The sequence below is a fragment of the Neorhizobium huautlense genome (assembly GCF_030811685.1).
GTDB classification, from domain to species: Bacteria; Pseudomonadota; Alphaproteobacteria; order Rhizobiales; family Rhizobiaceae; genus Neorhizobium; species Neorhizobium huautlense_A.
The window spans coordinates 314,097-341,034 of record NZ_JAUSRF010000001.1 but is presented as its reverse complement, the minus strand read 5'-3'; the positions used below and the strand labels follow the sequence as shown (position 1 = coordinate 341,034).

The 26,938-nt window shown below is 60.6% G+C and carries 23 protein-coding genes and 1 riboswitch; of the genes, 8 read left to right on the top strand and 15 right to left on the bottom strand.

The genetic code is table 11. The annotated features are described in order from the left end of the window. Positions 1–144 precede the first annotated feature (144 nt). The 7 genes from J2T09_RS01465 to J2T09_RS01435 all read right to left on the bottom strand — a co-directional run bounded on the left by J2T09_RS01465 (position 145) and on the right by J2T09_RS01435 (position 9,508). Positions 145–1,893: a dipeptide ABC transporter ATP-binding protein gene (locus tag J2T09_RS01465; RefSeq protein ID WP_306830295.1), complete on the bottom strand. Its 1,749-nt coding sequence runs from the start codon at positions 1,891–1,893 to the stop codon at positions 145–147. Next, positions 1,872–2,720, bottom strand: a complete 849-nt coding sequence (locus tag J2T09_RS01460) for an ABC transporter permease (RefSeq protein WP_306830292.1) — start codon at positions 2,718–2,720, stop codon at positions 1,872–1,874. The genes J2T09_RS01465 and J2T09_RS01460 overlap by 22 nt, the downstream gene beginning before the upstream one ends. Next, on the bottom strand, positions 2,717–3,727 hold the full coding sequence (locus J2T09_RS01455) for an ABC transporter permease (protein ID WP_306830290.1): 1,011 nt from the start codon (positions 3,725–3,727) through the stop codon (positions 2,717–2,719). Before J2T09_RS01455 ends, J2T09_RS01460 begins: the two co-directional genes overlap by 4 nt. A 27-nt stretch (positions 3,728–3,754) precedes the next feature. Continuing rightward, positions 3,755–5,407, bottom strand: coding sequence for an ABC transporter substrate-binding protein (locus tag J2T09_RS01450; RefSeq protein WP_306830287.1), 1,653 nt, complete (start codon positions 5,405–5,407; stop codon positions 3,755–3,757). Between the two features lie 381 nt (positions 5,408–5,788). Further along, the gene (locus tag J2T09_RS01445; RefSeq protein WP_306830285.1) at positions 5,789–8,089 is read right to left on the bottom strand and encodes a molybdopterin guanine dinucleotide-containing S/N-oxide reductase; all 2,301 of its coding nucleotides are present in this window, start codon (positions 8,087–8,089) and stop codon (positions 5,789–5,791) included. A 77-nt stretch (positions 8,090–8,166) separates the two neighbouring features. After that, positions 8,167–8,769: a 2-hydroxychromene-2-carboxylate isomerase gene (locus J2T09_RS01440; protein ID WP_306830283.1), complete on the bottom strand. Its 603-nt coding sequence runs from the start codon at positions 8,767–8,769 to the stop codon at positions 8,167–8,169. Positions 8,770–8,959: 190 nt separating this feature from the next. After that, complete coding sequence (locus tag J2T09_RS01435) at positions 8,960–9,508, bottom strand: TetR/AcrR family transcriptional regulator (RefSeq protein ID WP_306830281.1); 549 nt, start codon at positions 9,506–9,508, stop codon at positions 8,960–8,962. A 193-nt stretch (positions 9,509–9,701) separates the two neighbouring features. Here J2T09_RS01435 and J2T09_RS01430 point away from each other — a divergent pair, with 193 nt between their 5' ends. Together J2T09_RS01430 and btsR are read left to right on the top strand one after the other, a co-directional pair. Then, positions 9,702–10,793 (top strand): GNAT family N-acetyltransferase, encoded by a 1,092-nt coding sequence (locus J2T09_RS01430; RefSeq protein ID WP_306830278.1) that lies wholly within the window; start codon positions 9,702–9,704, stop codon positions 10,791–10,793. Positions 10,794–10,846: 53 nt separating this feature from the next. Then, on the top strand, positions 10,847–11,563 hold the full coding sequence (gene btsR, locus J2T09_RS01425) for a two-component system response regulator BtsR (RefSeq protein WP_306830276.1): 717 nt from the start codon (positions 10,847–10,849) through the stop codon (positions 11,561–11,563). 84 nt (positions 11,564–11,647) lie between these two features. Here btsR and J2T09_RS01420 read toward each other — a convergent pair whose 3' ends face one another. After that, the gene (locus J2T09_RS01420; protein WP_306830274.1) at positions 11,648–13,459 is read right to left on the bottom strand and encodes a carbon starvation CstA family protein; all 1,812 of its coding nucleotides are present in this window, start codon (positions 13,457–13,459) and stop codon (positions 11,648–11,650) included. A gap of 200 nt (positions 13,460–13,659) precedes the next feature. Next, positions 13,660–15,396: a sensor histidine kinase gene (locus J2T09_RS01415; protein ID WP_306830273.1), complete on the bottom strand. Its 1,737-nt coding sequence runs from the start codon at positions 15,394–15,396 to the stop codon at positions 13,660–13,662. Positions 15,397–15,555: 159 nt separating this feature from the next. Continuing rightward, positions 15,556–15,667, top strand: a riboswitch (TPP riboswitch). Between the two features lie 96 nt (positions 15,668–15,763). On the opposite strand from J2T09_RS01415, the gene thiC reads away from it, so the two are divergent. The 6 genes from thiC to thiD are packed head-to-tail and all read left to right on the top strand — an operon-like array spanning position 15,764 to position 20,973. After that, on the top strand, positions 15,764–17,599 hold the full coding sequence (thiC, locus tag J2T09_RS01410) for a phosphomethylpyrimidine synthase ThiC (RefSeq protein WP_306830271.1): 1,836 nt from the start codon (positions 15,764–15,766) through the stop codon (positions 17,597–17,599). Next, complete coding sequence (thiO, locus tag J2T09_RS01405) at positions 17,599–18,585, top strand: glycine oxidase ThiO (protein ID WP_306830269.1); 987 nt, start codon at positions 17,599–17,601, stop codon at positions 18,583–18,585. The genes thiC and thiO overlap by 1 nt, the downstream gene beginning before the upstream one ends. Beyond that, a complete protein-coding gene (gene thiS / locus J2T09_RS01400; protein ID WP_306830267.1) occupies positions 18,582–18,779 on the top strand; it encodes a sulfur carrier protein ThiS in 198 nt (65 codons plus the stop codon). The genes thiO and thiS overlap by 4 nt, the downstream gene beginning before the upstream one ends. A gap of 3 nt (positions 18,780–18,782) precedes the next feature. Then, positions 18,783–19,556 carry a thiazole synthase gene (locus J2T09_RS01395; RefSeq protein ID WP_306830265.1) on the top strand — a complete coding sequence of 258 codons (774 nt, stop codon included), beginning with the start codon at positions 18,783–18,785 and terminating at the stop codon, positions 19,554–19,556. After that, positions 19,553–20,179, top strand: coding sequence for a thiamine phosphate synthase (locus tag J2T09_RS01390; RefSeq protein ID WP_306830263.1), 627 nt, complete (start codon positions 19,553–19,555; stop codon positions 20,177–20,179). The genes J2T09_RS01395 and J2T09_RS01390 overlap by 4 nt, the downstream gene beginning before the upstream one ends. After that, positions 20,176–20,973, top strand: a complete 798-nt coding sequence (thiD, locus tag J2T09_RS01385) for a bifunctional hydroxymethylpyrimidine kinase/phosphomethylpyrimidine kinase (RefSeq protein ID WP_306830261.1) — start codon at positions 20,176–20,178, stop codon at positions 20,971–20,973. The genes J2T09_RS01390 and thiD overlap by 4 nt, the downstream gene beginning before the upstream one ends. Before the next feature lie 56 nt (positions 20,974–21,029). Here thiD and J2T09_RS01380 read toward each other — a convergent pair whose 3' ends face one another. The 6 genes from J2T09_RS01380 to J2T09_RS01355 form a co-directional block, all read right to left on the bottom strand. Then, positions 21,030–22,325: an LLM class flavin-dependent oxidoreductase gene (locus J2T09_RS01380; RefSeq protein WP_306830259.1), complete on the bottom strand. Its 1,296-nt coding sequence runs from the start codon at positions 22,323–22,325 to the stop codon at positions 21,030–21,032. A gap of 14 nt (positions 22,326–22,339) precedes the next feature. Continuing rightward, the gene (locus J2T09_RS01375; RefSeq protein WP_306830257.1) at positions 22,340–23,680 is read right to left on the bottom strand and encodes an MmgE/PrpD family protein; all 1,341 of its coding nucleotides are present in this window, start codon (positions 23,678–23,680) and stop codon (positions 22,340–22,342) included. Between the two features lie 2 nt (positions 23,681–23,682). Beyond that, positions 23,683–24,486, bottom strand: a complete 804-nt coding sequence (locus tag J2T09_RS01370) for an amino acid ABC transporter ATP-binding protein (RefSeq protein WP_306830255.1) — start codon at positions 24,484–24,486, stop codon at positions 23,683–23,685. A gap of 12 nt (positions 24,487–24,498) precedes the next feature. Beyond that, the gene (locus tag J2T09_RS01365) at positions 24,499–25,212 is read right to left on the bottom strand and encodes an amino acid ABC transporter permease (RefSeq protein WP_373458358.1); all 714 of its coding nucleotides are present in this window, start codon (positions 25,210–25,212) and stop codon (positions 24,499–24,501) included. Positions 25,213–25,280: 68 nt separating this feature from the next. Next, the gene (locus J2T09_RS01360; protein ID WP_306830252.1) at positions 25,281–26,027 is read right to left on the bottom strand and encodes an amino acid ABC transporter permease; all 747 of its coding nucleotides are present in this window, start codon (positions 26,025–26,027) and stop codon (positions 25,281–25,283) included. 24 nt (positions 26,028–26,051) lie between these two features. After that, entirely contained in the window at positions 26,052–26,885 is an 834-nt protein-coding gene (locus J2T09_RS01355; RefSeq protein WP_306830250.1) for a transporter substrate-binding domain-containing protein, read from the bottom strand. Positions 26,886–26,938: the final 53 nt, after the last annotated feature.

The following is a 26,938-nucleotide window of genomic DNA, read 5'->3' as shown; positions in this document are numbered from 1 at the left end:
ACTCCTTGAGTTTGCCGACCGTTCGAATGAGGTTAGGCCGGCCGATGAAAGGTGAAAAACACGGGTCTTTCGTTTTCTGTCAGGTTCTTGAAAAATATTGCCGCCGGTGATCGCAGCAGTCCGGCTTGCAAGGAAGGAAGGCCGTCATGCGATCCTCTCCCGTCTTTCCGTGCGGATGACCGGCTCGGCCTGGGGTTGGGCCTTGGGCGGAGTTTGGGAGATGGTGGAAATGCCGGATGGGATCGAGTCCAGCAGTGCCGCCGTGTATCCGTGCTGCGGATTGTCGAAAATGTCGCTCACCCTGCCGTGCTCGACGATGCGGCCGCGCTGCATGACCGAGACGGTGTGTGCCAGCTGGCGAACCAGCGCCAGATCATGCGAGACGAACACATAGGTGAGGCCGAGCCTCGCCTGCAGCGACAGAAGCACCTCGACGATATCGGCCTGCACGCTGACATCGAGCGCCGAGGTTGGCTCGTCGAGCACGATGACATCGGGTTTCAGCACCAGCGCGCGGGCAATCGCCACACGCTGACGCTGGCCGCCGGAAAGAGCGCCCGGCTTGCGGGATAAAAGATGTTCGCCAAGCCCGACATTGGACAGCGCCTCGCGCACCTGTTCGCTCCGTTCGGCCGCGGTGCCCACCTTGAAGCGATCGAGCGGTTCGCGAACCAGTTTTTCCACCGTCCATGTCGGGTCAAGCGAGGTGAAGGGGTTCTGGTAGACGAGTTGCAGCTGGCGCCAGACCGAGCGCAATTGCTGCTGGGATCGACCGGCGAGGTTTTCGCCGGCAATGGCAATCTCGCCAGTATCCGGTTCGTCCAGCCCCAGCAGAAGCCGGATGGTCGTCGTTTTGCCGGAACCGGATTCGCCCACCAGCGCATGGGTGGTGCCGGCTGGAACGGAAAAGGAGACGTCATCGACGGCCGTCAGAACCTTGCCATCGACGGCAAAGGTTTTGGTGACGGCACTGACCTCGATTTTCGACGCCGTGCCGGATGTCCGGTCGAGCAGACGAAATCCCGGATCGCGCAGTTTTGCGTAGCGGTCCGGATTGAGGGCCGGAACATCGGCGTGCAGCTTGCGGGCATAGGCCGAGTTGGGGGAGGAGAATACGGTTCTGGTCTTGCCCGCTTCCTGCACGGCGCCGTCCTTCAGCACCACCAGCTGATCCGCACGTTCGGCGGCAATCGCCAGATCGTGGGTGATCAGCAGAAGGCTGATATCGAGATCGTGCTGCAGGCGGGTGAGGAGATCGAGAATGCGTTTCTGGATCGTCACGTCGAGCGCCGAGGTCGGTTCGTCCGCCACTAGAAGCGCCGGGCGCGGCAGCACGGCGAGGCCGATCAGCACGCGTTGCAGCATGCCGCCGGAAAGCTGGTGCGGATAGGAATCGTAGACGCGCTGCGGATTGTCGAGACCGACCTGCGCAAAGGTTTCGAGGATGAGTACCTTGCGCAGCGCCGCATTGGTCTCGTCGGTCAGGCTTGCTGCTTCCATTGCCTGTACGCCGATCGTGCGCACCGGATTGAGCGAATTGCCCGGATCCTGAGGCACGAAACCGATGGCGCGTCCGCGCAAGGGCCGGAACTGCCGCTCGGGCAGGCCCAAGATTTCACGTCCGTCGAATTCCACCTCGCCGGTGGCGTGGCCGGCGCCGGGAAGCAGCCGCAACACGGCGCGGGCAATGGTCGATTTGCCGGAACCGGATTCGCCGATCAGCGCGAGGCTTTTGCCACGGCCAAGCTCGAAACCGACATCATGCACGACGCGGTTTGCGCCATAGGCCACCGACAGGTTCTTGACGCTCAGCAGCGGTGCCGGTTGCGCTGCGCTGGCGGCGGCGTTCTTGATGCTGACGAGGCGGGTGTTCAGTCTGTCTTGCGAAGCCATCTGCTGATCCTGTTCACGGAGAGGACGGTCACGATCGTTACGAAAGCGGGGGCGTAAACGAGCCAGGGCCATTTGAGGTAATCCTTGCCGATCGAGATCAGCAGACCCCAGTCGGAGGCGGGCGGCGGGTCGCCGTAGCCAAGGAAGGCAAGGCTGGCGATGATGAGAATGGATTCGCCGAATTGCAGCACGGCGAGCGGCAGCACCGAGCGCGAGGCATTGGGCAGCACGTGGCGTGTCAGAATGTACCAGCGCGAGCCGCCTGACAGGAACGAAGCTTCTACGAAGGTCGCCTGCCGGGTCTTGATCACTTCGGAGCGGGTAACGCGGGCGAAAAAGGCGATGGCCGAGACACCAGTGGCAATCGCGGCGTTGATGGTCTCGAAGCCGATGGCAGTGACGACTATCACCGCCAGCAGAAACTTTGGGATCGACAGAAGTACATCGACCAGACGGGCGAAGACCACATCAACCCAGCCGCCGAGGAAGCCGGCGAGAAGGCCGATCAACCCGCCGAACAGAACACCGATGACGACGGCCACCAGCGCGCTCGAAACCGACGAGGCGGTGCCATAGACGACGCGTGTGTAAAGGTCGCGGCCGAGATGATCGGTGCCGAACCAGTGCGACAGACTGGGGCCGAGTAGCTTATCGGCCGGCACGCCGACGACGGGGCTGTGGGTGGTGAAGAATTGCGGCGCCAGAGACCATGCGATGACGATGGCGATGACGGCGAAGGACAAGGCGACGGTGACGGGCACGCGGAAGGCGGCAAGCCGGTCGCGGCGCTGGCCGGATGTCAGGGAGGTGTTGGACACGAGGCTCATGGGTTCACCGCCTTTGCCGAGCCGATCGATGGTTCGTCCGATGTCGTTGGGCGTCGTTTGCTTCCCCCAAGAATTTTCACGCGCGGATCGAGCAGCGGATAAAGAAGATCGGCGATCAGGTTGACGAGCACGAAGACCACGGCACCGAGCGAAACGATGGCCTGCAGCACGGGAAGGTCCTGCGTGCTCACCGAGCGCTGAACGAGACTGCCGACACCGGTGCGGCCAAAAACGGTTTCGGTGATCAGCGAGCCGCCCAAAAGCTCACCGATCGTGAGTGCGATGACCGTGACGACGGGCAGCGAGGCGGGTTTCAGCAGGTGGCTCACAAACAGTTTTAGCTGACCGATGCCACGGCTGCGGGCAACGGCTGCGTATTCCTGCTCCGCTTCTTTGTCGAGATTGGCGATCAGCACTTCGGCGATCTGCGACGAGACTGGAATACCGAGCGCGACGGCCGCAAACAGGGTGGCCCAAAAACTGTCGGGATTGATGACGCGGAAGAGACCGAGTTGAAAGCCGAACAGGTGGATCAGCACGAGGCCGATGACGAAATTCGGCACCGACAGAAACAGCGACGGAAAACCGCGCAAAAGTCCCTGTCCGTATTTTTTCGGCACGAAACGCGTGCCGTAGGCGACCAGCATGGCCAGCAGCAGTGCGACGGCGAGACCTGCTCCGGCAAGGATCAATGTCGAGGGCAGAACCTCGGCGATCAGCGTCGATACGGGCCGGTTGGAGCGCATCGACATGCCGAGATCGCCGGTGACGAAACCGGAAAGCGCGTGCCAGAGCTGCACCAGAACCGGCTTGTCCAACCCTTGCGCGGCGATGATCTCGGCGATTTCCTCTTCGGAAAAGCCGTTCTGCGGGTTGCGCAAAACGCTGGTGATCGGGTCGCCAGGCAGGATGCTGACGACCACGAAGGTGAAGACATAAGCCAGCAGGATGACGACGACCGCTTGGCCGAGCCGTTTTGCGGCATAGGTTAGGTAGGCATTGCTCATACCGGTACCTCGCATTGTTCGGTTGCGTCAGTCGGCGATGAAGGCGGTGTAGTAGCTGGCATAAGCAACGCCGTTATAGACCTCGCCCTTCAGCGTCGGGGACTGCACGTAGATGCGCTGGACGATCTGTGTGCGAGGAATGAAATAGCCCTGGTCGAGAACGTATTTCTGCAGGTCATCGAGCAACGGGCTGCGCTCGTCGAAGGAGCCGGCGCCTGAAATCTTGTCGCGCAGGTCGTTGATCTTCGTGTCGCGGTCGTCGAGTGCGAACCAGTTTTCGCCGTTATTGGCGTTGGTGAGAATGCCGGCAACCGTTCCGGCGTCGATGAAGCTGCGGGTGACTTCGTAGGTCGGCACAGCGGCGCCGCCGAACCTTATTTTTTCGCCGTAGGTCACGACGTCATAGGCGCGGATGACGACCTTCCAGCCGAGCTTGCCGAGCTGCTGCGCGATCAGTTCGTCGACGGATTTCGAGGTGGCGAGATAGGGGTTGGAATGGATGGTGAGGACCAGTTCCTTGCCGTCCCTGGCGCGGATGCCATTGGCGCCCTTCACCCAGCCGGCTTCGTCCAGCAGTTTTTGGGCCTTTGCCGGGTCATAGGCCAGAAGCGCGCTCTGGTCGGTGGCGCCGGGCACATTGCTCTGGATGAAGGAAGTGGCGAGATGCCAGTCCGGCGTATAGACGGTGTCGATGATTTCCTGACGGTTGATGCCGGCCTGCAGGGCCTGGCGCACCTTCACGTCGTCATAGGGCGCATGTTTGGTGTTGACCGCCCAGCCGTTGACGAAACCGAGATAACGCGGCGTGGCGACGGTAAATCTCTCGTCCTTCAGCGACTTCAGTTCCTGCGGTGAAGCGTTGTAAGCGACATCCGCCTGGCCGGACTGAACCGAGGCGACACGGAGCGACGGTTCCGACACCAGCTTGTAGGTGATCGTATCGAGGAAGGCCGGGCCGGTATGGCCAACGGCGGCCGGTCCCCAGTTGTAATCCTTACGCTTGGTGAGCGTGACGTGATCGCCTTCCTTCCAGCTTTCCACCACATAAGGGCCACTGCCGGCGGTCTTGTAGAGGTCCGCCTGTGCCGATGCCGGCTGGGCGATGCTTTTCGGCGAGATCAGGATCGAACCGTGATAACCGAGCGTCGGAATGAAGCCGAGCGTCGGTTTCTGGAAGAAGACTTTTACGGTCGAGGCATCGATGGCTTCGGCGCGGTCATAGGTTTTCGGGAAGAGGCCGATCGGGTTGATACCCTCGTTCTTGCGGCCGGCATACCAGATGTCGAGATTGGCAACGACGGCCTTGGCGTCGAGCGGCTCGCCATCGGAGAAGGTCACGCCGCTCTTCAGGTGTAGCGTAAATTCGGTGGCGTTGTCATTCTGCTCCCATTTTTCGACCAGCCAGGGGCTGACCTTGCCCTCGGCATCGACGTAGAGAAGCTTGTCGGTGACATGGCCCCAGACATGGCCCTGAAAGCTGGAGATCGCACTGTTGTTGGGGATCCACGTATCCCCCAGCGAGTCGATCAGAAACGTGATATCGCCACCATCCTTGGGGCTGTCGGCGGCCAGAGCCGGAGACAATCCGGCTGTCGCGACAAGGGCGGTAGCGGTTACGGCGGCTGCGCTCAAAAGCAGGCGCCGCCGGGAAAGAGAAAGCAGTGTTGTTCGGTCGGTCATGGCAAAATCCTGATGGCTTGTCGTTGTGGCCGGTATGTTCGCGGCTGCCCGGGAGCGGCGTTCCGCATATGCTTTCTGATCCTGACGTCGCTGTTTTTAGCGCGCAGAAAACCGTCCGCCGCTGGCAGAGCCAATCGACGAGGGCGCCCGCTCAGATGGCAGGTAATGGCAGTTCAAGAGGGAGGCTTTTGCCTATCCGCTACAGATGCGTGTTCGGGTTGCTTTGACAAAAATCATGACAGCAAGCCTAGGCAACACGTCGCAATCGAGGAAGACCGATCATTCTCTTTCGGGGGAGATGGTAGATTATTTTCTTCTGTTTTGTTGCCGATGCGGGTCAGCTTTTGCGGAGAGGTTGCCGGCCGGGGGCCGGCTGGTAGATCAGCGACTTTTTTTCGAAAAGGTCATTGCTTCGAAAATCCGCACTGGCGGCAGCGTCTCGGAAAACCGTTCCACCTCGACACGGGTCAATTGGCCGGTGCAACCCTGTGCCAGTTTCGACGTGCCGATGTCATGGGTCAGAATATTCGGGTTGCCGTGAATGCACATGGCCGTTTCCGCGTTTGTATCATCGGCCTCGAACCACGCGCCTGTCGCCAATTGCATTACGCCCGGCCGCACATCGCTGCTGATCACCGCTGCGGCAAGGCAGCTGCCGCGCGTGTTGAAAAGCCTGACGATATCGCCATCGGAAATGCCGCGCGATGCCGCGTCGGTCGGGTTGATGCGCACCGGCTCGCGATTTTTGATCTTGGTCGAGCGGCTGAAATCACCGTAATCGAGCTGGCTGTGCAGGCGCTGATGCGGCTGGTTGCAGACCAGATGCAGCGGATAACGCGCATCCTCCGTCTCCGGCCGGGGCGGATAGAACTGCGGATGGCCGCCGCAGTCGTCGTAACCGAAACTGTCGATGGTTTGCGAAAAGATCTCGATCTTGCCGGAAGGGGTCGGCAGGGGAGATGTCTCCGGGGCCTGCCGGAAGGCATTGGCCGGACCGCCATCATCCGGCTTGACGGGTAAGCGCAATTCGCCGCTTTGCCAGAAGGTTTCGAAATCCGGCGCATCATGTCCGCCGGCGGCAAGGGCAGACCGTGTCGTTTCGAACAGGAATGTCAGCCATTCTTTCGAGGTCCGGTTTTCCGAAAACGTTTCATATGTGCCGAGCCGGCGCGACAGTTCGGCAAAGATGTCGTAATCGTCACGTGCTTCGCCCACCGGCTCGATCACTCTTTTCATGGCAATGATCAGCGGGTCGCGGTCGGCGGCGCCAATATCGTCGCGCTCGATCGTGGTGGTGGCCGGCAGCACGATATCGGCAAAACGCGCGGTCGCGGTCCAGGCGGATTCGTGCACGATCAGCGTGTCGGGCTTGCGGAAGGCACGGCGCAGCCGGTTGATATCCTGATGATGATGGAATGGGTTGCCGCCCGCCCAGTAGACTAGCCGGATATCGGGATAATGCAGTTCCTTGCCATTGTAATGAAACGCCTCGCCGGGATGCAGCAACATGTCGGATATGCGCGCGACGGGAATGAAATCACCCAGCGGGTTTTTGAACTGGTTGAGGGTCGGCAACGGTGCGGCGAGCAGGCTTTTGCCGATATTGCCGAGCGCGCCCAGTGAATAGGAATAACCGCCACCATCCAGCCCGATTTGCCCCAGCATGGCGGCCAGCACGATGCCCATCCATACCGGCTGTTCGCCGTAATCGGCGCGCTGAAGTGAATGGCTAACGGTAATCAGCGTTCTGGACCGCGCCATCTGACGCGCCAGATCTGTAATCGCCTCGGCGCCGATGCCGCAGATTTCTGCTGCCCATTGCGGCGTTTTCGGCACGCCATCGCTGCGTCCCAGCAGGTAGTTTTCGAAGCGGTCGTAACCGGTCGTATAATGCTCGAGAAAATCTCGGTCGTGCAGACCTTCCACGACAAGCACATGCGCAATGCCCAGCAGCAGGGCCACGTCTGTGCCCGGAATGATCGGCAGCCATTCGGCATTCACGTCAGCCGGAAAATCGTCGCGCAACGGGCTGACGAGCTTGAAGCGCGCACCGCGGGCGCTGGCACCCTTCAGCTTCGGCAGAACCACATGCTGGCTGATACCGCCGCCATGCACATCGGCATTCTTGATGGCCATGCCGCCGAAGGCGACGACGAGTTCGGTCGAGCGCTCGATCGCATCCCAGGTCACGCTCTTGCGGTCGAATGTATCGTATGGGCCGAGAACATGCGGAATGATGACCGAGGCGGCACCGGAACTGTAGGTGTTGACGGATCGCACATAACCGCCAAGCACGTTCAGGAAACGGTGGATCTGGCTCTGTGCATGATGAAAACGTCCGGCACTCGACCAGCCGTAGGAACCGCCGAACACAGCGGCCGGGCCAAACTCGCCGTAGATGCGTCGAACTTCCGTTGCTGCAAGATCCAGCGCCTCCTGCCAGTTCACCTCGACAAATTCATCGGCGCCGCGTTTCTGCTGATGCCCCGGCTTGCCTTCCAGCCAACCACGCCGGATCGCTGGGCGGCGAACGCGAACCGGGCTGTCGGCAATCGCCGGAATGTTGCCGAGAATGGGAGATGGGTGCGGATCGCCGGGATGTGCGCGGATTTCAAGCTTGCCATCTTCCATGCGGCCGGAAAAGGCGCCCCAATGGGAGCTGTGTGGCTGAAAGGCGTTCATCGCGGGAAATCCTGATCTGTTGCGCAATCGTTTCGCGCGTCCGTTTCCGAGCGCGCGAAACCTGGTTCATGTCGAAATCAGGCGACGAGCTTTTCGCCCTTCAGGTGTCGTTCCAGGAAAGGCAGGCTGTCCTGCCCCCAATAGAGTTCGTCTTCGTAACGATAGGTCGGAAATCCAAAAACGCCGTCCGCACGGGCGGTGTCCTGATTGGTCTTCCACACGGCCTGCACGGCGTCGCCTTGTCCCTGTTCGTCCAGGCTTGCGCCATCAAAACCCGCGGCATCGGCGATTGCACGGCGCACATCCGCCTTGCCGATGTCTTCGCCACGCGTCCAGAAGGCTTCCTGCAGGGCGCTCGCCAGTTTCAGCCAGTCCTGCCCGGCTTCGATTGCGGCAATGACCATGAAGCCGGCGGGCGTGGGGTCGGACAGGGCGGCGCGGTTTTCGAAATTCAGCACCTTGCCGCGAACGGCGGCCCAGCGCTTCAGGTCCTTTGTCCAATAGGCACGACGCGCTTCGGGGCGGTTGCGGGAATAGATCGCGCCATTATCCTCGATCAGCGGGATCACATAGGGGCGGATCGTGGCATTCTGTTCAGACGCGAGCGCAACGAAGGCATCCTGACCGATAAAGGCCCAGGGCGAGGCGATCCCGAAAAAGTAATCGATGGTCTTCGTCATGTCGTGTCCTCCGGTTTTGCCTGCATGAGAGCGGCAGATGTTTTTATCGTGGTTTGTAGAACGATCGTTCTCTGCGGCTCTTATGGCATAGTGCGACCTGATCCAAAAGAATCTAATTTCGCGTGATCTCTGAAAATGGGAGCAATGCCCGTCGACGGTACCGGCTCCCGTCATCCGCGCTCGATGAAGGTCAGGCCGCTTCCATCAATCGGGCAGCGATCGCCTTGGCTGCCGTCGCTGCGCCAGCTTCCCGGCGCAGGATCGAACCGGCCAAAGCGCCATCGTACAGGAGCAGCAGTTGCTCGGCGGTCGAGCCATCATGATCCTTGTGCAGAAGGCTCGAAAAGAAATTCTTCAGGAAAAGCTTGTGATTGCGCGCGGTGGCCTGGATGCGCGGGGATTGCGGGTTTTCGATCGCGGCGATCAGGAAGGCGCAGCCGCGAAAATTGTCGGCATTTGTCTTGCGTTCCAGATTGGAAAAGACGTCCAGGATGGCGTCCGCTCCTTTTCGGCCGCTGACAACGGTGGCTAGTTGTTCGCGTACCGCGATATCGCGCTTTTCCAGATAGGCGACGAGCAGGTCCTCCTTGCCTTCGAAATGGCGATAGAAGGTGGCTCTCGTGGTCTGCAGGTGCCGTATCAGCTCGGTCATGCCCACAAGATAGGTGCCGTTGGCATAAAAAATGTCACCAACGCGTGCCAGAAGTTCCTCGCGGGTGGAGTTGTCGTTCGATGTCATCTTGGCCTGCTGGAATTGCAAATTCTGTTGTGTCGGAATGATGGGGGCGTCGGGGCGACCGGTCAAGCCGGAGCAGCGGTCGGCCGCTTTTCCAGATGATCTTCTTTTTGACGAAGGTGGCATCCGCAAATTCTTAAGCTGCGGCCGTCATGATCGCGACAGGGTATCGTTTTCGTGCGGGCAGGGGATGGGCATGACGGAAAAATCGGGTTGGCTGGTGGAGATCAGCCACGCTGTCGAGCCTTTCGAGCAGGAATGGCGCCTGCTGCGCCAACCTGACAATTCCACGCCGTTTCAGGATTTCGACCTGATGCAGGTGTTTTATCGTCAACTGGCGGCAAATGGCCTGATGCAGCCGGTGATCGCGCTGGTGCGCTATCCTGACGGAACGGCCGCAGCCCTCTTTCCGATGATGAAAATGCGCCGTCATGGGCTGACATGGTTGCGCATGGACGCCAGTCCGCTCGATCATTGCGTTCCCCTCCTCGACACATCCCTGCAGCAACACGACATCAAGACCATCATCAGCGCGGTGATCGCGGCGGTGCCGGGCGTGGATCTTCTTTATTGCACCAAGATGCCGGAGCATTTCGAAGGCCGGGAAAACCCGCTGACAAAGTTCGAGAATGTCGCGCGGCTGCGGCTTTCGGCATGGCAACTGGAACTGGCGGGTGCATCTTGGAAGGAACTGGTCGCCAAACGCCAGAAGCGTTTCAAGTCGAAATTGTCATCGCGCACCAAACAGCTGTCGGCATCGCATGACCGCCAGTTTGCGATCCGCTTCGGTGCTGATGTTTCCGCCGCCGACCTTATGGAATTCAAGGCGTTGCGGGCGAGCGGCTTTTCGGAGAAGGATCGCACGGATATTCTCGGCGATGCCGATTGGGCCGGTTTTTATGATGGAATGCTCGAAAAGGCCGGCGGCACCTGCCAGGCATTTCTGGCCACCCTTAAGGCCGATGGCCTGATGATTGCGGGCCTTTATGGTTTTGCCAGTGATGGACGTGCGGAAATCGTTCTGCCGGCGTCGCTGATGGGGGAATGGAAGGATGTCCTTCCCGGCCTGCAACTGTTCGATGAAACGCTTGGCCATTTCTTCAACGAACAATACCGGCTGTATGACTTTTCGATCGGCGACATGGCCTACAAGCGCCGGTTCGGGGCCGAGCAGGTGAATATGTATGATGCGCTGTTTCCCGCCAGCCTTGCCGGGCGGCTCTACTTTCTTGCATGGCGCTTCAAAACTGCAATAAGGGCGCGTATGAAGCCGGTGGTGACGGAATAATCGGCCAGGCCATATGGTAGGAACCGGCTTTCCCGGCCGGATGACAGATACGCATGAAAATTCTGATCGTTGATGACGAAGCGCTGGCGCGCGATGAGTTGAAGGCCGTTCTGGCCGGTCAGGCCGATATCGAGATTGTCGGCGAATGTGCGAACGCCATCGAAGGCATCGCCGCCATCAACCGGCTTTCGCCCACCGTGATGTTCCTCGATATCCAGATGCCGCAGGTGAGCGGGCTGGAAATGGTCGGCATGATCGATCCGGAAAAGATGCCACAGATCGTTTTCCTGACGGCTTACGAGGAATATGCGGTTCGTGCATTCGAGGAAAACGCCTTCGATTACCTGCTGAAGCCCATTCAGGAAGAGCGGCTGCAAAAGACGCTCGACCGGTTGCGCAAGGTAAAGGCAGTCCATCAGGAGAGATTGCTCGAAATCGTCCCGCCGCTCCGGCACATTCCCTGCACCGGCCTCAACCGTATTCGCCTGATGAAGATCGAGGATGTCGAGGCGATCTTTTCGCGGCCGGGCGGCATCTATGTCATCGGCAATGACGGCGCCGAACATTTTACCGAACTGACCCTGCGGACGCTGGAAGAACGCACACGGCTGATCCGCTGCCACCGGCAATACATGATCAATCCCGAGCATATTCAGGATATCGCGCTCGCGGAAAACGGTGCCGCCAACATTCTGACATTGGGTGGCCGTTCGATCCCTGTCAGCCGCCGGTTCCTCGGGCCGCTCAAGGAACAGCTCGGCATTCTCTGAACCCAAAAAACGAAACCCGGCGCATGTGGGAAACATGCGCCGGGTCTTGAGGCTCCGGGAGGAGGAAAGCCTCAGGGAAGCTGGTTATTCGGCGGGTGCAAGTGCAAGCCTTTCAGCCTCGCCATTCTGGCCGCTGCGCAGCATGTCCTTCCACTTGAACAGTGCCGAGACCAGAACGATGACACCGAGAACCATCATGATGATCGACAGGATGGCATTGACCGGATTGTAGCCCTTGGCGGCTTCGTTCAGGTAGACGTTGGCGATCATCCAGTAGCCGGCATAGTTCACGGTGACGAACAGGTAGGCGAGTGGGATGAGGCAGGTCAGCATGTAGATGCGCTTGGCCGACATCCGCAGGATGATCGTGGCGCCGATGGTCAGCCCGAGCGAGGCCATCATCTGGTTCGAGACACCGAACAGGGCCCAGACCGAGTTGATATCGCCCGAGTTCAGGAGATAACCCCAGAGCAGGCAGGCAACGATGCTGGCGAAGATCGAGCCGGGAAGCCAGTTGATCTGTTTCATCGGTGCCCAGAGATCACCGAGAATGTCCTGGATCAGGTAACGGGCAACACGGGTTCCCGAGTCGATGGCGGTCAGGATGAAGACGGCCTCGAACATGATGACGAACTGGAAGAAGTAAGCGGCCAGCGTCTTGAACCACGGAATGCTGGTGAAGATTTCGGTCATGCCGACGGCAAGCGTGACGGCGCCACCGGTGCGGCCTGCGAGATCCATGCCGATGGCCTGTTCGAGACGGGGCAGATCCTGAACCGTCATGCCGAGCGTGGCAAACACTTCCGGCGATGCGTTGATGGCGAAATAGTCGGCCATCGGCAGCGCGGTTGCGGCGATTAGAGCGAGCACGGCGACAAGGCATTCGACCAGCATCATGCCGAAGGCGACGGGGCGGATATCGCTCCACTTGTCGACCAGCTTTGGCGTGGTGCCCGACCCGATGAAGGCGTGGAAACCTGAGATGGCGCCGCAGGCAATGGTGATCGAGATGAAGGGCCAGACCGGGCCGGCCAGAACCGGGCCACCGCCATGGATGAAGTCGGTCAGGGCCGGCATCTTGATTTCAGGGTTGATGATGACGACGCCGACGACGAGAGCAGCAAACACGCCGATCTTGAGGAAGCTCGACAGGTAACCGCGCGGGGTGAGCAGCAGCCAGACCGGCAGGGCGCTGGCGAGGAAAGCATAGATCGGCAGCATGATGCCGAGCGAACTGTACTGGAAGGTGAACCACTGGCCGAGCGCCGATTCCTGCACGTATGGGCCGGCAAAAACCGAAGCGAGGATGGCGAAGAGGCCGACATAGGTGGCGATCTTGCCGTTGCCGCCCAACTTTTCATAAAGGCCTACAGCCATGGCGATCGGGATCGTCATGAAGACGGCGAACGTGCCCCAGGGGTTGCGTTCCAGCGCATGCACCACGACCATCGACAGGCCGGCCATGGTGATGGTGATGATGAACAGCATGGCAAGACCGGTGCACCAGCCGGCAACCGGACCGAGTTCAACCTTCGCAACTTCCGACAGCGACGAACCCTTGTGTTTCATCGAGGCGAACAGCACGACCGTATCATGCACGGCACCACCGATGACGCAACCGACCAGCAGCCAGACGAGGCCGGGCAGGTAGCCGTATTGGGCGGCGAGAACCGGGCCGACCAGCGGGCCGGCGGCGGCGATGGCCGCAAAATGCTGGCCTGCATTCACCCACTTCTTGGTGGGAACGTAATTGCGTCCGTCGGCAAGTGTGTGCGACGGGGTGACTTCGCTGTCATCAACGCCGAGCACCTTGCGAACGAAGAAGATACCGTAGAAGCGGTAGCAGATCGCAAGAATGCAGGCGGTGCCGATGACCATTGTCAGGGCGTTTGCCATGTCTTGTCCCTCCTTAGGATGAGACAAGGCTACTCGCGGGGGCAAAAGGCGGGAGGGGGTGTTTGGCCGAGCGGTGTCATGGCGGCGTGAGCGGTCGGTAATCCGGGGTAAGCGGCGGGGCGTTTTTGCCGCCGGCCGGGCTATCCCCGGCCGGATGTGACATAGGTCAAATTTCGCCGGAAAAGCAGGATGTTAACCGATTAGATTTTTGTCAGTTCCGGTGCGGTTTCGTGGGGTGCGTGATGATGTGTATCGACCATCGGGACACGCAGGCTGATGCGGGTGAAGACGTCGCGTTCGACATCGACATGGATGCCGTAGTCATCGCCAAAATATCCCCTGGTGCGACGATCAACGATGTTCATGCCAAGCCCGCCGTCACTGCCGGTTTTGCGTTCGAACAGCCCGGCATTGTCGGTCACCGCCACCAGCAGATCGTCGCCCTCGCGCCGCGCCGCAATGGTGATCCGCCCTTCGCCGATCACCTGCGATGTGCCGTGCTTGATGGCGTTTTCGACAAGCGGCTGCAGCGAAAAGGCCTGCAGATGCACTTGGGAAAGGTCTTCCGGCACATCGATCTCGATCTGCAGGCGTTCCTGAAAACGTGCCTTTTCGATCTGCAGATAGGCATTCACATGTTCGATCTCGTCGGACAGCGGCACCACGTCGCTGGTGCGTTTCAGGTTCTTGCGGAAGAAGGTGGAAAGGTTCTGCACCAGCTTTCGCGCCTCGGCCGGATCGATGCGGATGATCGCCGACAGGGTGTTGAGCGTGTTGAACAGGAAATGCGGATTGACCTGCGCATGCAGGAGCTTGATTTCCGATTGCGACAGCATCTGCTTCTGGCGTTCGTAACGACCGGCAAGAATCTGCGCCGACAGCAGCCGTGCCACACCTTCACCCAGCGAGCGATTGAAGGTGGAAAACAGTTTTGTCTTCGGCTCGTAAAGCTTGATCGTGCCGATCACCGCGTCATCCTCACCCTTCAGCGGAATGACGAGAGAAGCGCCCAGCCGGCAATTCGGATCGATCGAGCATTGATAGCTGACCTCATTGCCATCGGCATACATGACCTTGTTCTCAGTGATCGCCTCCATGGTCTGTGCAGAGGTGATCTTGCGGCCCGGAAGGTGGTGATCGGCGCCGATGCCGATAAACGCGAGGATCTTTTCGCGGTCGGTGATGGCGACGGCGCCGACATTGGCTTCCTCGTAAAGAATGCGGGCCACCTTGGTGCTGTTTTCGGCGTTGAACCCGGTGCGCAGCACGCCTTCTGCGCGTTCGGCAATTTTCAGGGCCTTGCCGGAAAACACGGTGGAATGGGTTTCGAACAGTTTTCGCCGGTCGCTGAGGATGTTCATGAACATGGCCGCACCCACCGTGTTGGCGACGATCATCGGTAGCGCAATGGTTTCGACCAGATGCATGGAGTCCACAAAAGGCTGGGCGACCACGAGGATGATCGACATCTGCACGATTTCTGCAAACAAGGTCACGCCGGCAATCAGCAACGGCTTGAACAGCAGGTCCGTGCGGCGGTGCCGCAGCAGATAGCTGTGCACCAACCCACCGATCAAGCCTTCGGCGGTGGTGGAGATCGCGCAGGCAAGGGCGGTATAACCACCCAGCGAATACCGATGCATGCCGCCGGTAATACCCACCGCCAGCCCCACCAGCGGCCCGCCAAAGATGCCGCCGAGCACGGCGCCGATGGCGCGTGTATTGGCGATCGCCTCGTCGATATGCAGGCCGAAATAGGTGCCCATGATGCAGAACATCGAGAAGATGACGTAACAGGCCACCTTGCGCCACGGTCGCACCGTCACCTGCATCAGCGGCAGGAAAAGCGGCGTCTTGCTGAACAGATAGGCGATCACGAGATAGACGCACATCTGTTGCAGAAGGCCGATGACGAGGTTGGTCCAGCCGAAGCTCATGGTCTGCCTTTACGCGATAAAACTCAAGATGGCCAAACGGCCGTTCGGCTCAGGACATAACGCATATCCGCCCGATCCCGCATGTGGCAATCCGTCTGCCGTTCCATTGAGCGTGCGGAAGAGGCGCTTGACCGATCGATTTCGCTGCCATAGCCTTTGCGCATTCACCAGGGGTGTCCCGTCAAGGGGCTGAGATTCTGCTATCGCGCGCAGTGACCCGTTGAACCTGATCCAGTTCATACTGGCGTAGGGACGGTGCAAAACGCTGCGATGATTGCGAATCCATAACCCGGATTCCGTTGCGGACGTTCTTCCATCTTTCCGGCTCTAGGACTGGGTCTCCAACCTTAACACTTGGAGCCTCACGATGAATATTGCCGCCAAACCGCAAAGCCCGACCGTCACTTCGGGTCCCTTTCCGGCTTCCACCAAAATCCATGTCGCGGGACAAACATATCCGGATCTGCGCGTGCCGATGCGCGAGATTGCCCTGCACCCGACAGCGGGTGAACCGCCGGTCACTGTGTACGACAGTTCCGGCCCCTATACCGATCCGAACCACATCGTCGCCATCGACAGCGGCCTGCCGCGCCTGCGTGAACGCTGGATTTTGGGACGCGGTGACGTGACCCATTATGTAGGCCGGCATGTCAAACCGGAGGATAACGGTTTTGCCACGGGCGAGCGGCTGACGCCAGAATTTCCGCTGCGCAATGTACCGCTGAAGGCAATTGGGGGCCAAGCCGTCACGCAGCTCGCTTATGCCCGCGCCGGCATCATCACGCCGGAAATGGAATTTATCGCGATCCGCGAAAACATTGGCAGGCAGGCCGCCAAGGAAGCGCTGGTGCGCGACGGTGAAAGTTTTGGCGCGCATATCCCGGATCATATCACGCCCGAATTCGTGCGCCGCGAAGTGGCCGAAGGCCGTGCCGTCATTCCGGCCAATATCAACCACCCCGAAGCCGAGCCGATGATCATCGGCCGCAATTTTCTGGTCAAGATCAACGCCAATATCGGCAATTCCGCCGTCACCTCTTCCATGGCGGAGGAGGTTGAAAAGATGGTCTGGGCGATCCGCTGGGGCGCCGATACCGTCATGGACCTGTCGACCGGTCGCAACATTCACAACATCCGCGAATGGATCATCCGAAACTCTCCTGTGCCGATCGGCACGGTGCCGCTTTATCAGGCGCTGGAAAAGGTGGGCGGCATTGCCGAGGACCTGTCATGGGAGGTCTATCGCGATACGCTGATCGAGCAGGCCGAACAGGGTGTCGATTATTTCACCATCCATGCCGGCGTGCGGCTTTCCTATATCCACCTCACCGTCAATCGTGTCACCGGTATCGTGTCGCGCGGCGGCTCGATCATGGCCAAGTGGTGTCTGCATCATCACCGCGAGAGTTTTCTCTACGAGCACTTTGACGAGATCTGCGACATCGCCCGCGCCTATGACGTGACCTTTTCGCTGGGCGACGGCCTGCGTCCCGGCTCGATCGCCGATGCCAATGATGCCGCCCAGTTTGCGGAGCTGGAGACGCTGGGGGAACTCACGAAGATTGCCTGGGCAAAGGATTGCCAGGTGATGATCGAAGGACCGGGTCATGTGCCGATGCACAAGATCAAGGAAAACATGGACAAGCAGCTGAAAACCTGCGGCGAGGCGCCGTTCTATACGCTTGGGCCGCTTACCACCGATATCGCCCCCGGTTACGATCACATCACGTCCGCCATTGGTGCTGCGATGATCGGCTGGTTCGGCACGGCCATGCTTTGTTATGTCACGCCGAAGGAACATCTCGGCCTGCCCGACCGCGACGACGTGAAAACCGGCGTCATCACCTACAAGATCGCCGCCCATGCCGCCGATCTCGCCAAGGGTCATCCGGGGGCGCAGATGCGTGACGATGCCTTGTCTCGCGCACGCTTCGAATTCCGCTGGGAGGATCAGTTCAATCTCTCGCTCGATCCGGATACGGCGCGTGAGTTCCACGATGAAACCCTGCCCAAGGATGCGCACAAGGTGGCGCATTTCTGCTCCATGTGCGGCCCAAAGTTCTGCTCGATGCGGATCTCGCACGATATTCGCGCCGAGGCCCAGAAAGAGGGGCTGGAGGCGATGGCGGCGAAATATCGTGATGGGGGCGATCTCTACATGCCGGTGGAAAATCCACTGGCGAATGTTGCGGGAGAAAGCTGATGTCTCTCTTTCTCGTCAAAGGGGCCGGCGTCGCCGGCCTTGCCGTCGCTTATGAGCTGCTGAGGCGCGGTGAAGACGTCGATATCGTCGATTATCAGGACACGGTGGGGCATGGCGCCTCGTTTTTCGCCGGCGGCATGCTGGCGCCCTATTGCGAAAGGGAAGGGGCAGAAGAGGCCGTTCTGACACTCGGGCTCGAAGCCGCCGACTGGTGGGATGAGGCGGTGCCCGGTTCCGTCATCCGCAATGGCACGCTGGTGGTGGCGCAGCTGCGTGATCTGGCTGATCTCACCCGTTTCGCCTCTCGCACGACCGGACATGTCTGGCTTGGTCGACTGGAACTCGCCGAGCTGGAGCCGTCGCTTGCCGGCCGTTTCGACAAGGCGTTGTTTTTCGAAAATGAAGCGCATCTCGATCCGCGCCGCGCATTGACGGAGCTGGCCAAGGCGATCCGTAATCTTGGCGGGCGGTTTCATTTCGGTGCGGAGCCGCCGACACGGACAAAATATGCCGCCGTGCTGGATTGCACCGGTCCGGCGGCCATCCCGCATATTCCCGGCCTGCGCGGCGTGCGCGGCGAAATGCTCTATCTCGAAAGTTGCGAAGTGACGTTGAAGCGGCCGGTGCGCATGCTGCATCCGCGCCACCCGATCTATGTCGTTCCGCGTGACGATAACCGTTTCATGGTCGGCGCAACGATGATCGAAACGGATGACGACGGGCCGATTTCGGCGCGCTCGCTGATGGAACTCTTGAACGCTGCCTATGCGCTGCATCCGGCATTCGGCGAGGCGCGGGTGGTGGAAACCGGCGTAGGTATCCGCCCCGCCTTTGCCGACAATTTTCCGCGCATTGTGGAGACGAATGATGGGCTGGCGATCGCCGGCATGTATCGCCACGGTTTTCTACTGGCGCCGGCGATGGCGAAGAAGGCGGCCACCCGCCTCTCCAACGGTGCCGTCCTTCGCGAGGAGATGATCGCATGAATTTTATCGTCAACGGAGAAGCGCGGGTTTTGGACGCTGCCACGCTCGCGGACCTGCTGGAAACGCTGGAATACGAAGGCGAGTGGCTCGCCACCGCCGTCAATGGCGATCTCGTGCATCGCGAGGATCGCGCCGATACACGCCTCGCAGACGGCGACCGTATCGAAATTCTTTCCCCCATGCAGGGAGGCTGAACCATGCTGAAACTCTACGATACCGAATTGTCCTCGCGACTGCTGCTCGGCACGGCGCGTTATCCTTCTCCGGCAGTGCTGTCAGAAGCAGTCAAACGCTCCGGCACGGGCATCGTCACCGTCTCGCTTCGTCGCGAAACATCGGGTGGCAAAACCGGCGGCGCGTTTTTCGAACTGGTCCGCGAACTCGGCGTGCGCATCCTGCCCAACACGGCCGGATGCCATAGCGCTTCGGAAGCGGTGCTGACCGCAAAGATGGCCCGCGAAGTGTTTGGCACCAAGTGGATCAAGCTCGAAGTCATCGGTCACCACGACAGTCTCCAGCCGGATGTTTTCGAACTGGTGCAAGCCGCGCGTATTTTGACGGATGAGGGTTTTGAGGTGTTCCCCTACACGACGGATGACCTGATCGTCGGTGAAAAATTGCTGGCCGCCGGGTGCCGGGTGTTGATGCCCTGGTGCGCGCCGATCGGTTCTGCGGCGGGGCCGCGCAATCCGTCTGCGCTCACCGCCATGCGGGCGGCCTTTCCTGACGTTCCGCTGATCGTCGATGCCGGGCTTGGACGGCCGTCGCATGCCGCCACGGTCATGGAGCTGGGATATGACGCCGTACTGCTCAACACCGCCGTCGCCATGGCCGGTGATCCGCCGGCGATGGCCGAGGCTTTTGCCAAGGCGACGGACGCGGGCAGGCTGGCTTATCTCGCCGGCATGCTGGAGGCGCGCGACATGGCGGTGCCTTCGACGCCGGTGATCGGCAAGGCGGTGTTTTCATGAGGCTCGATCCCTTTTATCTCATCGTCGATAGCGCGGACTGGATCGAGCGGCTGGTGCCCCTGGGTGTCAAGCTGGTGCAACTGCGTGTGAAGGATAGGCCGGAAGCGGAACTCGGCCAGGAAATCCGCCGTTCGAAGGCGGTGTGCCTCGCTTATGGCTGCCAGCTGATCGTCAACGATTACTGGAAACTGGCGATCGACGAGGGATGCGACTTTATCCATCTCGGACAGGAGGATCTGGCCGAGGCTGATCTTGGTGCGATCCGGAAGGCGGAATTGAAGCTCGGCGTATCCACTCATGACGTCGCCGAACTCGATACGGCGCTTGCCGCGAAGCCGGATTACGTGGCGCTCGGTCCCGTCTGGCCGACGATCCTGAAAAAGATGAAATGGCAGCCGCAAGGTGTGGATCGTGTGGGCGACTGGAAACGCCGTATCGGCACGCTTCCTCTCGTCGCCATAGGTGGCATTACGGCTGAACGCGCGCCTTTGGTTCTGGACGAAGGGGCGGCGACTGCGGCTGTCGTCACCGATATCACGCTCAACGCCGACCCCGAAGCCCGCACCCGACAGTGGTTGTCGGCAACGGCACCATGGCGAAATCGGCAGGAGGTGTTGGCATGACGGCAATCGCAATTACCATTGCCGGTTCCGATAGCGGTGGCGGCGCCGGTATTCAGGCGGATTTGAAGACGTTTTCGGCGCTCGGTGTTTATGGCGCCAGCGTGCTGACTGCCATCACCGCGCAGAACACGCTGGGCGTCTCCGCTGTCGAGGATGTGTCCGTTTCGATGATCGAAGCGCAGATAGAGGCGGTGTTGAGCGATCTGTCCGTCAAGGCGATCAAGATCGGCATGTTGTCTCGGGAGGACACGATCAAAACTGTTGCCGATGGCTTGCAGGCCTATGCGGGACCGGTGGTGCTCGACCCGGTCATGGTGGCGACATCGGGCGATCGGCTGCTGCGCGACGATGCGGTGATGGCGCTGAAAGCGGTGCTGATGCCGAGGGTAGATTTGATTACGCCAAACCTGTTCGAAGCGGCGATCCTGACTGGTTTACCCGTGGCGCAAACGCATGAGAACGTTGTGCGGCAGGCGGAGCAGTTGCGGAGCGATGGCGCGCGTGCTGTGTTGATCAAGGGCGGTCATGGTGGCGGCAGCGAGTGTGTGGACGTGTTCCTGACGGATCGCGGAGAGTTCCAAGAGTTCCGTTATCCGCGACTTGAAACCACCAATGATCACGGCACCGGCTGCACGCTTTCCGCGGCCATTGCCGCGCGACTGGCCTTGGGGGAAAATCTGCTGGATGCGGTGACGGCCGCAAAACACTACCTGCATGCAGCGCTCTCGGCCGGGCGCAGTCTCGCCATCGGCAAGGGGCGTGGTCCGGTGCACCATTTCTTCGGGCAGTGGTAATCGCTTGTGGCGACGGATCCCCCCGTTGCCACAAGCAGTATCAAACTCTCGCCGCGTTAAAGCGCCGGGCGTGTCAGACCAAGATGATCGCGCAGGGTCGAGCCGGTATATTCGGTGCGGAACAGGCCGCGTTCCTGCAGGATCGGCACCACGAGCTGTGTAAAATCCTCCAGACCTTCCGGGAAGAAGGGCGGCATGACGTTAAAGCCGTCGGCGGCGCGGCCTTCGAACCATTCCTGCATACGGTCGGCGATTTCCACCGGCGTGCCGAGCACGATATGGTGGCCGCGACCGGCGGCGACACGCAGCGCCAGCTGGCGGATCGTCAGGTTTTCACGGCGGGCGGCGGCCGTCAGAAGCTCGGCGCGGCTGCGCAACTGGTCTGATATCGGCAGGTCCGGCAGCGGGCCATCCGGATCGTAATCGGCAAGGCTGTGGCCCATGCGCTCTTCCAGAAGCGGCATGGCGCTTTTCAGGTCGGTCCACTTGTCGAGTTCGGCCAGCTTTTCCGCGGCTTCCTTTTGCGTGCGGCCGATCACCGGCAGGAAGCCCGGCATGACGGCGACGCTATCGGCGTGACGTCCAAAATTTTCGACGCGCGCCTTCAGGCTCTTGTAGAAGGCCTGTGCCTCGGGAAGGCTCTGCTGGGCGGTGAAGACAACATCGGCCGTGCGGGCGGCAAGATCCTGGCCCGGGCCGGAAGAGCCTGCCTGAATGAGGATCGGATGGCCCTGCGGCGAACGCGGGATATTGAGCGGGCCTTTTACGGAGTAATATTTGCCGTTGTGGTCGAGCACATGAACTTTAGACGGATCGGCATAAACACCGGTGTCCTTGTTCTTGATGAAGGCGTCGTCGTCCCAGCTGTCCCAGAGGCCGCGCACCACATCGACGAATTCTTCGGCGACGGCATAACGCTCGTCATGCTCGGGATGCGATTTCGAAAAATTGTTGGCCGTGCGGGCATAGGATGTGGTGACGATGTTCCAGGCGGCGCGACCGTGGCTGAGATGGTCGATCGAGGAGAAGGCGCGCGCCGTGTGATAAGGCTCGCCATAGGTGGTTGAGGCGGTGGCGGCGAGACCGATCTTGTCCGTCACCATGGCCAGCGCCGACAGCAGCGTCAGCGGTTCGAAACGGGCGATCATCGATGGATGCGCATCGACCGCGCTGGTCAGGCCGTCGGCGAGGAAAACCATGTCGAATTTCGCCTGTTCGGCGATCTGTGAGACGCGGCGCAGAAGGTCGAAATTTTCGCTGCCGGCTTCGGCCTTGGCGTGACGCCAGCCGGACACATGGTGGCCGGCGCCTTGCAGGAACAGGCCGAGATGGATTTGTCTCTTGTCACTCATGGTAAAGTCTTTCGTCAAATCGGGTTCTGGTTGAGCAGGGAGAGAAGTCGTGAGAGGTCGGCCTCTGTCTTCATGCTGCGGACAAGCTTGGGAATCTCGGCGAAGGCCGCATTGGCAGCGGTCGCGTCACGGAATTTGTCGGTCGGATCGGTCACACCCGGCAGGCCGTCGAAACGGCGGTTGATGGCGTTGCCATCCTTGAGCGTGACGTCGAGCACGACAAAACGGGTGGTCGGATCGCTGGACATGCGCGGTGCCGTCTCGTCATGGCGGCGGCCGGCGCGGGCGGCGAGCGTCATGATCCGGTCTTCGACGGGACGTTCGTCAAAATGGTCGAGCCGCAGCGCGCCGTCGATCAGGGCGGCGGAAAACACGTATTCGGGGCTGAAACGGGCTTCGATACCGTTGGTCGGTTTCGTCACCACCAGCGCGGCATCGGCACCGGGCGGATAGGTGAAGGTGATTGTTTCGATCTGTTCGGCTTTCAAACCTTCTTTGTGAAGTTCGATACCGAGAGAGGCGACGGGGTGGCTGGCGGTGCAGCAGGGATAGGCTTTGAGGGTCAGGCCGGGCGATACGATCTGCCACGGCTCGCCCCAGTCTTTGCTCACCAGTTCCGGTTTGCCGGCGTCGAAAGCATAGGCCGAATGGAACCCGACCGGATTGTCGAGGAAGTCAGGCGCGCCGCCGAAACCTGCCGCTGCAAGCCGAGCGGCCAGAAGGCCGGAACGCGCGGCCATGCCAGCGTGATAGGGCTTTGTGTCGTAACCGAATTGCAGGCGAAGACCGGAGGCCTGTGTCGCGGCGATGCCGAGTGCGACCGCTGTTTCATCCACCGATGCGCCGGTCAGGTGGCAGATCGCGGCGGCGACACCAATCGGGCCGAGGGTGGCGGTGGCGTGAAAGCCGTTTTCGTAATGTTTGGTGCCGAGCGAAAGGCCGAGCCGCGCCATGGCCTCAAGGCCCACAACGTAGGAGGCGACAAAGGCTTCGGCAGAAAATTCGCACTCTGCGGCGAGAGCCAGCAAAGCGGGAATGATAACGGTGGTGGGATGGCCGCGCACGCTGGCATGCACATCGTCATAATCCAGCACATGGCCGGCATATCCGTTGACCACGGCTGCTACCAGCGCATCGGTCTTCCTGTCGCTGCCGACGAGAATGGCGCCGCCCGGCAGATCGCCGCCGACAGCCTTGGCCAAAACACCGGTCGTGCGGTCGCTCGCGCCGGCAATCGTGCAGGCCAGAAAATCGATGATCGCGGTGCGGGCCGCCGCCATGGCCGCGGCATCGGTGGTCGGATCGGAGTTGACGATCGCGTCGGCAAAGGCGGCGGTAAGCGGTGCGTTGGCCATGATCAGATACCTTCGCCGTCGCGCACCGCGCCGCGACCACCACCGGAAAGACCGCCGACGAACTGGCGGATGCGGGGATTGTCGGTCGTGTGAAAGATCTGCTGCGGTGAGCCGTGATCGACGATGCGGCCGTTTTCGGTGAACACGACCGTGTCGCTGATCTCTTCGGCAAAGCGCATTTCGTGGGTGACGAGAATGCTGGTCATGCCGTCGCGGATGAGGTCGCGGATCACCCACAGAACCTCGCCCACCGTTTCCGGATCGAGCGCGGAAGTGACCTCGTCGAACAGGACGAGTTCCGGCTTCATGGCGAGCGCACGGGCAATGGCCACACGCTGCTGCTGGCCGCCGGACAGCTGGCCGGGATAGGCATCTGCCTTTTCCGAAAGGCGGACCTTTTCCAGCAGTTCGCGGGCAAGCTTGACGGTGGCGGTCCTGTCGGCGCCGAGAATTTTGGTCGGGGCCAGTACGATATTGTCGAGAACCGTCAGGTGCGGAAACAGATTGTATTGCTGGAAGACGATGCCGACACGCTTGCGCAGCTGGATGCGTTCGCTTTCCTTGGTCAGCTGATCGACGCGGGTGCCGGCCACGGTGATCTTTCCGCTCTGCGGCGTCACCAGCGCGTTGATGCAGCGCAGGATGGTGGATTTTCCGGAGCCGGACGGGCCGATGATCGAAACGGCATCACCCTTGTTGATGGTGAGGTCGATGCCTTTGAGAACTTCGGTCTGGCCAAAAGACAGATGAACGTCTTCCAGTTTCACGATCGCGGCGCCAGTCTCGGTTGCGGTAGATGCAGTCATGATAAAAATCCTTCAGCCCGCGTTGAAGCGCTGTTCGAGGCGACGGGTCAGGCGGGCAATCGGGTAGCAGAGCGTGAAAAAGGCGGCCATCACCACGACATAGGCGATGATGGTGAAATCGAGCCGACGCACGGCGGTGCTGGCATCGGTTGCCGCATGCATGAGTTCATGCACGCCCACCAGCGAGGCAAGCGACGTGCCCATGGCCATCGACGATGCGACGTTCATCCATGGCGGCAGCGAGCGGCGCACGCATTGCGGCAGGATCACGTAACGCAGCGCCTGCAGGCGTGAAAAACCGAGGCCCTTGGTGGCTTCCCATTGTGTGGTCGGGATGGAGAGAACCGCGCCGCGGGTGATTTCGGCGATATAGGCGCTGGACAGGATGGCAAGGCCAATCACCGCCTTCACCCAGTCCGGGAAAGGCAGGTAGTTACCGAACAGCACGATCTCGAAGGGAAAGATGTAGGTCGTGGCAAAGATCAGCACCAGCGCCGGGGCATTGCGAAAAATCTGCACATAGATCTGCGCCGGCAGACGGACGAACCAGAAAGGCGCCAGCTGCATGAGGCCGAGAGTGACGCCGGCCGTGGTGCCGAGCGTGACAGCGCAAATGGTGATGAGGATATTCATCGAAAAGCCGGAGGCGAGGTAGGGGATCCATTCCACAAGCTCGCGGCCCAGCGACAGGTCGATCAGCGACCAGACGATGACGATCAGCGGCATGGCCACAAAGCCGATGTAACGCAGCACGCGGCTGCTGGTTGATGTGGTCTTGGGTGTCACTGCCATGCTCATAGCCCATATCCCGGAATGGCGAGCCTGCGCTCCACCCATGAGCCGACGCGGGCGACGACAAAATTGATCAGGCTGAAGAAGGCGAGAAGCACGATCATCAGTTCCACGACGTTGTCGCGCTGCGTCCACACCATGATCGAGGCATAGGTGATTTCGCTGACGGCAATCGCATTGCCGACCGTGGTGGATTTGACGAGGCTGATCAGACCGTTGACGATGGCCGGCAACGAGGCGCGGAAGGCGAGCGGGATCTGCACATAACGCAAAATCTCGAACTGGCTGAATCCCATGCCGCGCGCCGCCTCGATCATTGAGGAGGGAACGGCTTCGATGCCGCCGCGGATCGCTTCGGCATGCAGGGCGGCCACATGCAGGCCGACGACGGCGACGACCCAGAAGAACGGTGAGAGCGGATTGTTCTGCGCGCCGCCGAGCATGTTGGAAACGACGGTGTTCAGTACCAGAAAGCTGAACATCAGCTGCACGAGCGTCGGCGTATTGCGGGTGAGTTCGACAAAACCGCGCACCGGCGCGGAAAGCCAAAGCCTGCCCGAGGTCAGGCAGGCGGCAAAGATCAGGCCGACAATCAGGCTGACGGGAATGGTGACGGCGACCAGATAGAGCGTGGTGATAAAACCGTCACGCCAGATCTGTGCTTCGTAACCCGTGGCCAGAAATTCGTAATTGAGACCCAGCCTGCCCATCAGATCGATGAACAGGCCGGTCAGGTTCATGTCCTGCATATGGCTTTACCGCTGCCTTCCGCTTTACTTGGCAGAAAGCTTCTTGTTTTCTTCCTCGAGATACTTGGTGTTGAGCAGGCGGTTTTCCTTGGCCAGTTCAAGCATCTTGCCGGAAGCGTGCAGCTTCTTCACGGATTCGTCGAGCGCCTTCTGGGTGTCGGCTTCGCCCTTGCGCAGCCAGATCACGCTGTCCGAAGGGATCAGCTCGGTCGGGAAGGGAATGGCGTAATCCTTCCATTCGTCGGCGCGGTCGAGAAGCAGCAGGCCAACGGTTGCGCCGACGTGAACGGCCGCGACGCAATTGCCGCCCTGCAGGGCGAGCAGCGATTCCGGCTGGCTCGGCAGGCCCTTGACGATCGCGCCATATTCTTCGGCGAGCGGCTGCGCATAGTTGGAGCCCTGCGAGATGCAGACCGGCTTGCCCTTGAGGTCGGCCCAGTCCTTCAGGCCGCTATCCTTGCGCACCACGGCGGCACCGCCGGCACGGTCGTAAGGGGTCGGCACGTAGTCCAGAACCTTGGCGCGTTCCTCGGTGTACTGCATGTTGGCGATCAGGATATCGACCTTGCCCTGCTGCAGGAACTGCACGCGGTTCGGCGGGGTGACCGTAACGGTTTCCAATTCGACACCCAAATCGGCGGCCAGCGCCTTGGCGATGTCGATATTGTAACCCTTCTGTTCCTGGGTCTTGGGATCGATAGAGCCGAATGGTGCGCCCGACAGGATCACGCCGACAGTGAGTTTGCCGCGGCCCTTGATGCGGTCCAGCGTGGCATCGGCCGAAGCCTGTGTGGCGGCCAGCGTGGCGACCGAAAGGGCAAGTCCGAAAACGGTTTTGGTGATGGTCTTGGCAAACATCAAAAGGCTCCTTCTTGTGGCCGTGACACTAGGGGAGGGTTTTGGGACTCACG

Excerpts from the sequence above, each read along its gene's own strand:
- thiS (WP_306830267.1), top strand. The coding sequence starts at position 18,582 with ATGAATTTTATCGTCAACGGAGAAGCGCGGGTTTTGGACGCTGCCACG.
- J2T09_RS01390 (WP_306830263.1), top strand. The coding sequence starts at position 19,553 with ATGAGGCTCGATCCCTTTTATCTCATCGTCGATAGCGCGGACTGGATC.
- J2T09_RS01415 (WP_306830273.1), bottom strand. The coding sequence starts at position 15,396 with ATGAGCTTCGGCTGGACCAACCTCGTCATCGGCCTTCTGCAACAGATG.
- thiD (WP_306830261.1), top strand. The coding sequence starts at position 20,176 with ATGACGGCAATCGCAATTACCATTGCCGGTTCCGATAGCGGTGGCGGC.
- J2T09_RS01450 (WP_306830287.1), bottom strand. The coding sequence starts at position 5,407 with ATGACCGACCGAACAACACTGCTTTCTCTTTCCCGGCGGCGCCTGCTT.
- thiC (WP_306830271.1), top strand. The coding sequence starts at position 15,764 with ATGAATATTGCCGCCAAACCGCAAAGCCCGACCGTCACTTCGGGTCCC.
- J2T09_RS01420 (WP_306830274.1), bottom strand. The coding sequence starts at position 13,459 with ATGGCAAACGCCCTGACAATGGTCATCGGCACCGCCTGCATTCTTGCG.
- J2T09_RS01460 (WP_306830292.1), bottom strand. The coding sequence starts at position 2,720 with ATGAGCCTCGTGTCCAACACCTCCCTGACATCCGGCCAGCGCCGCGAC.
- J2T09_RS01465 (WP_306830295.1), bottom strand. The coding sequence starts at position 1,893 with ATGGCTTCGCAAGACAGACTGAACACCCGCCTCGTCAGCATCAAGAAC.
- J2T09_RS01365 (WP_373458358.1), bottom strand. The coding sequence starts at position 25,212 with ATGCCGCTGATCGTCATCGTCTGGTCGCTGATCGACCTGTCGCTGGGC.
- J2T09_RS01360 (WP_306830252.1), bottom strand. The coding sequence starts at position 26,027 with ATGCAGGACATGAACCTGACCGGCCTGTTCATCGATCTGATGGGCAGG.
- J2T09_RS01380 (WP_306830259.1), bottom strand. The coding sequence starts at position 22,325 with ATGAGTGACAAGAGACAAATCCATCTCGGCCTGTTCCTGCAAGGCGCC.
- J2T09_RS01430 (WP_306830278.1), top strand. The coding sequence starts at position 9,702 with ATGACGGAAAAATCGGGTTGGCTGGTGGAGATCAGCCACGCTGTCGAG.
- J2T09_RS01395 (WP_306830265.1), top strand. The coding sequence starts at position 18,783 with ATGCTGAAACTCTACGATACCGAATTGTCCTCGCGACTGCTGCTCGGC.
- J2T09_RS01445 (WP_306830285.1), bottom strand. The coding sequence starts at position 8,089 with ATGAACGCCTTTCAGCCACACAGCTCCCATTGGGGCGCCTTTTCCGGC.
- J2T09_RS01435 (WP_306830281.1), bottom strand. The coding sequence starts at position 9,508 with ATGACATCGAACGACAACTCCACCCGCGAGGAACTTCTGGCACGCGTT.
- J2T09_RS01370 (WP_306830255.1), bottom strand. The coding sequence starts at position 24,486 with ATGACTGCATCTACCGCAACCGAGACTGGCGCCGCGATCGTGAAACTG.
- btsR (WP_306830276.1), top strand. The coding sequence starts at position 10,847 with ATGAAAATTCTGATCGTTGATGACGAAGCGCTGGCGCGCGATGAGTTG.
- J2T09_RS01355 (WP_306830250.1), bottom strand. The coding sequence starts at position 26,885 with ATGTTTGCCAAGACCATCACCAAAACCGTTTTCGGACTTGCCCTTTCG.
- J2T09_RS01375 (WP_306830257.1), bottom strand. The coding sequence starts at position 23,680 with ATGGCCAACGCACCGCTTACCGCCGCCTTTGCCGACGCGATCGTCAAC.
- J2T09_RS01455 (WP_306830290.1), bottom strand. The coding sequence starts at position 3,727 with ATGAGCAATGCCTACCTAACCTATGCCGCAAAACGGCTCGGCCAAGCG.
- thiO (WP_306830269.1), top strand. The coding sequence starts at position 17,599 with ATGTCTCTCTTTCTCGTCAAAGGGGCCGGCGTCGCCGGCCTTGCCGTC.
- J2T09_RS01440 (WP_306830283.1), bottom strand. The coding sequence starts at position 8,769 with ATGACGAAGACCATCGATTACTTTTTCGGGATCGCCTCGCCCTGGGCC.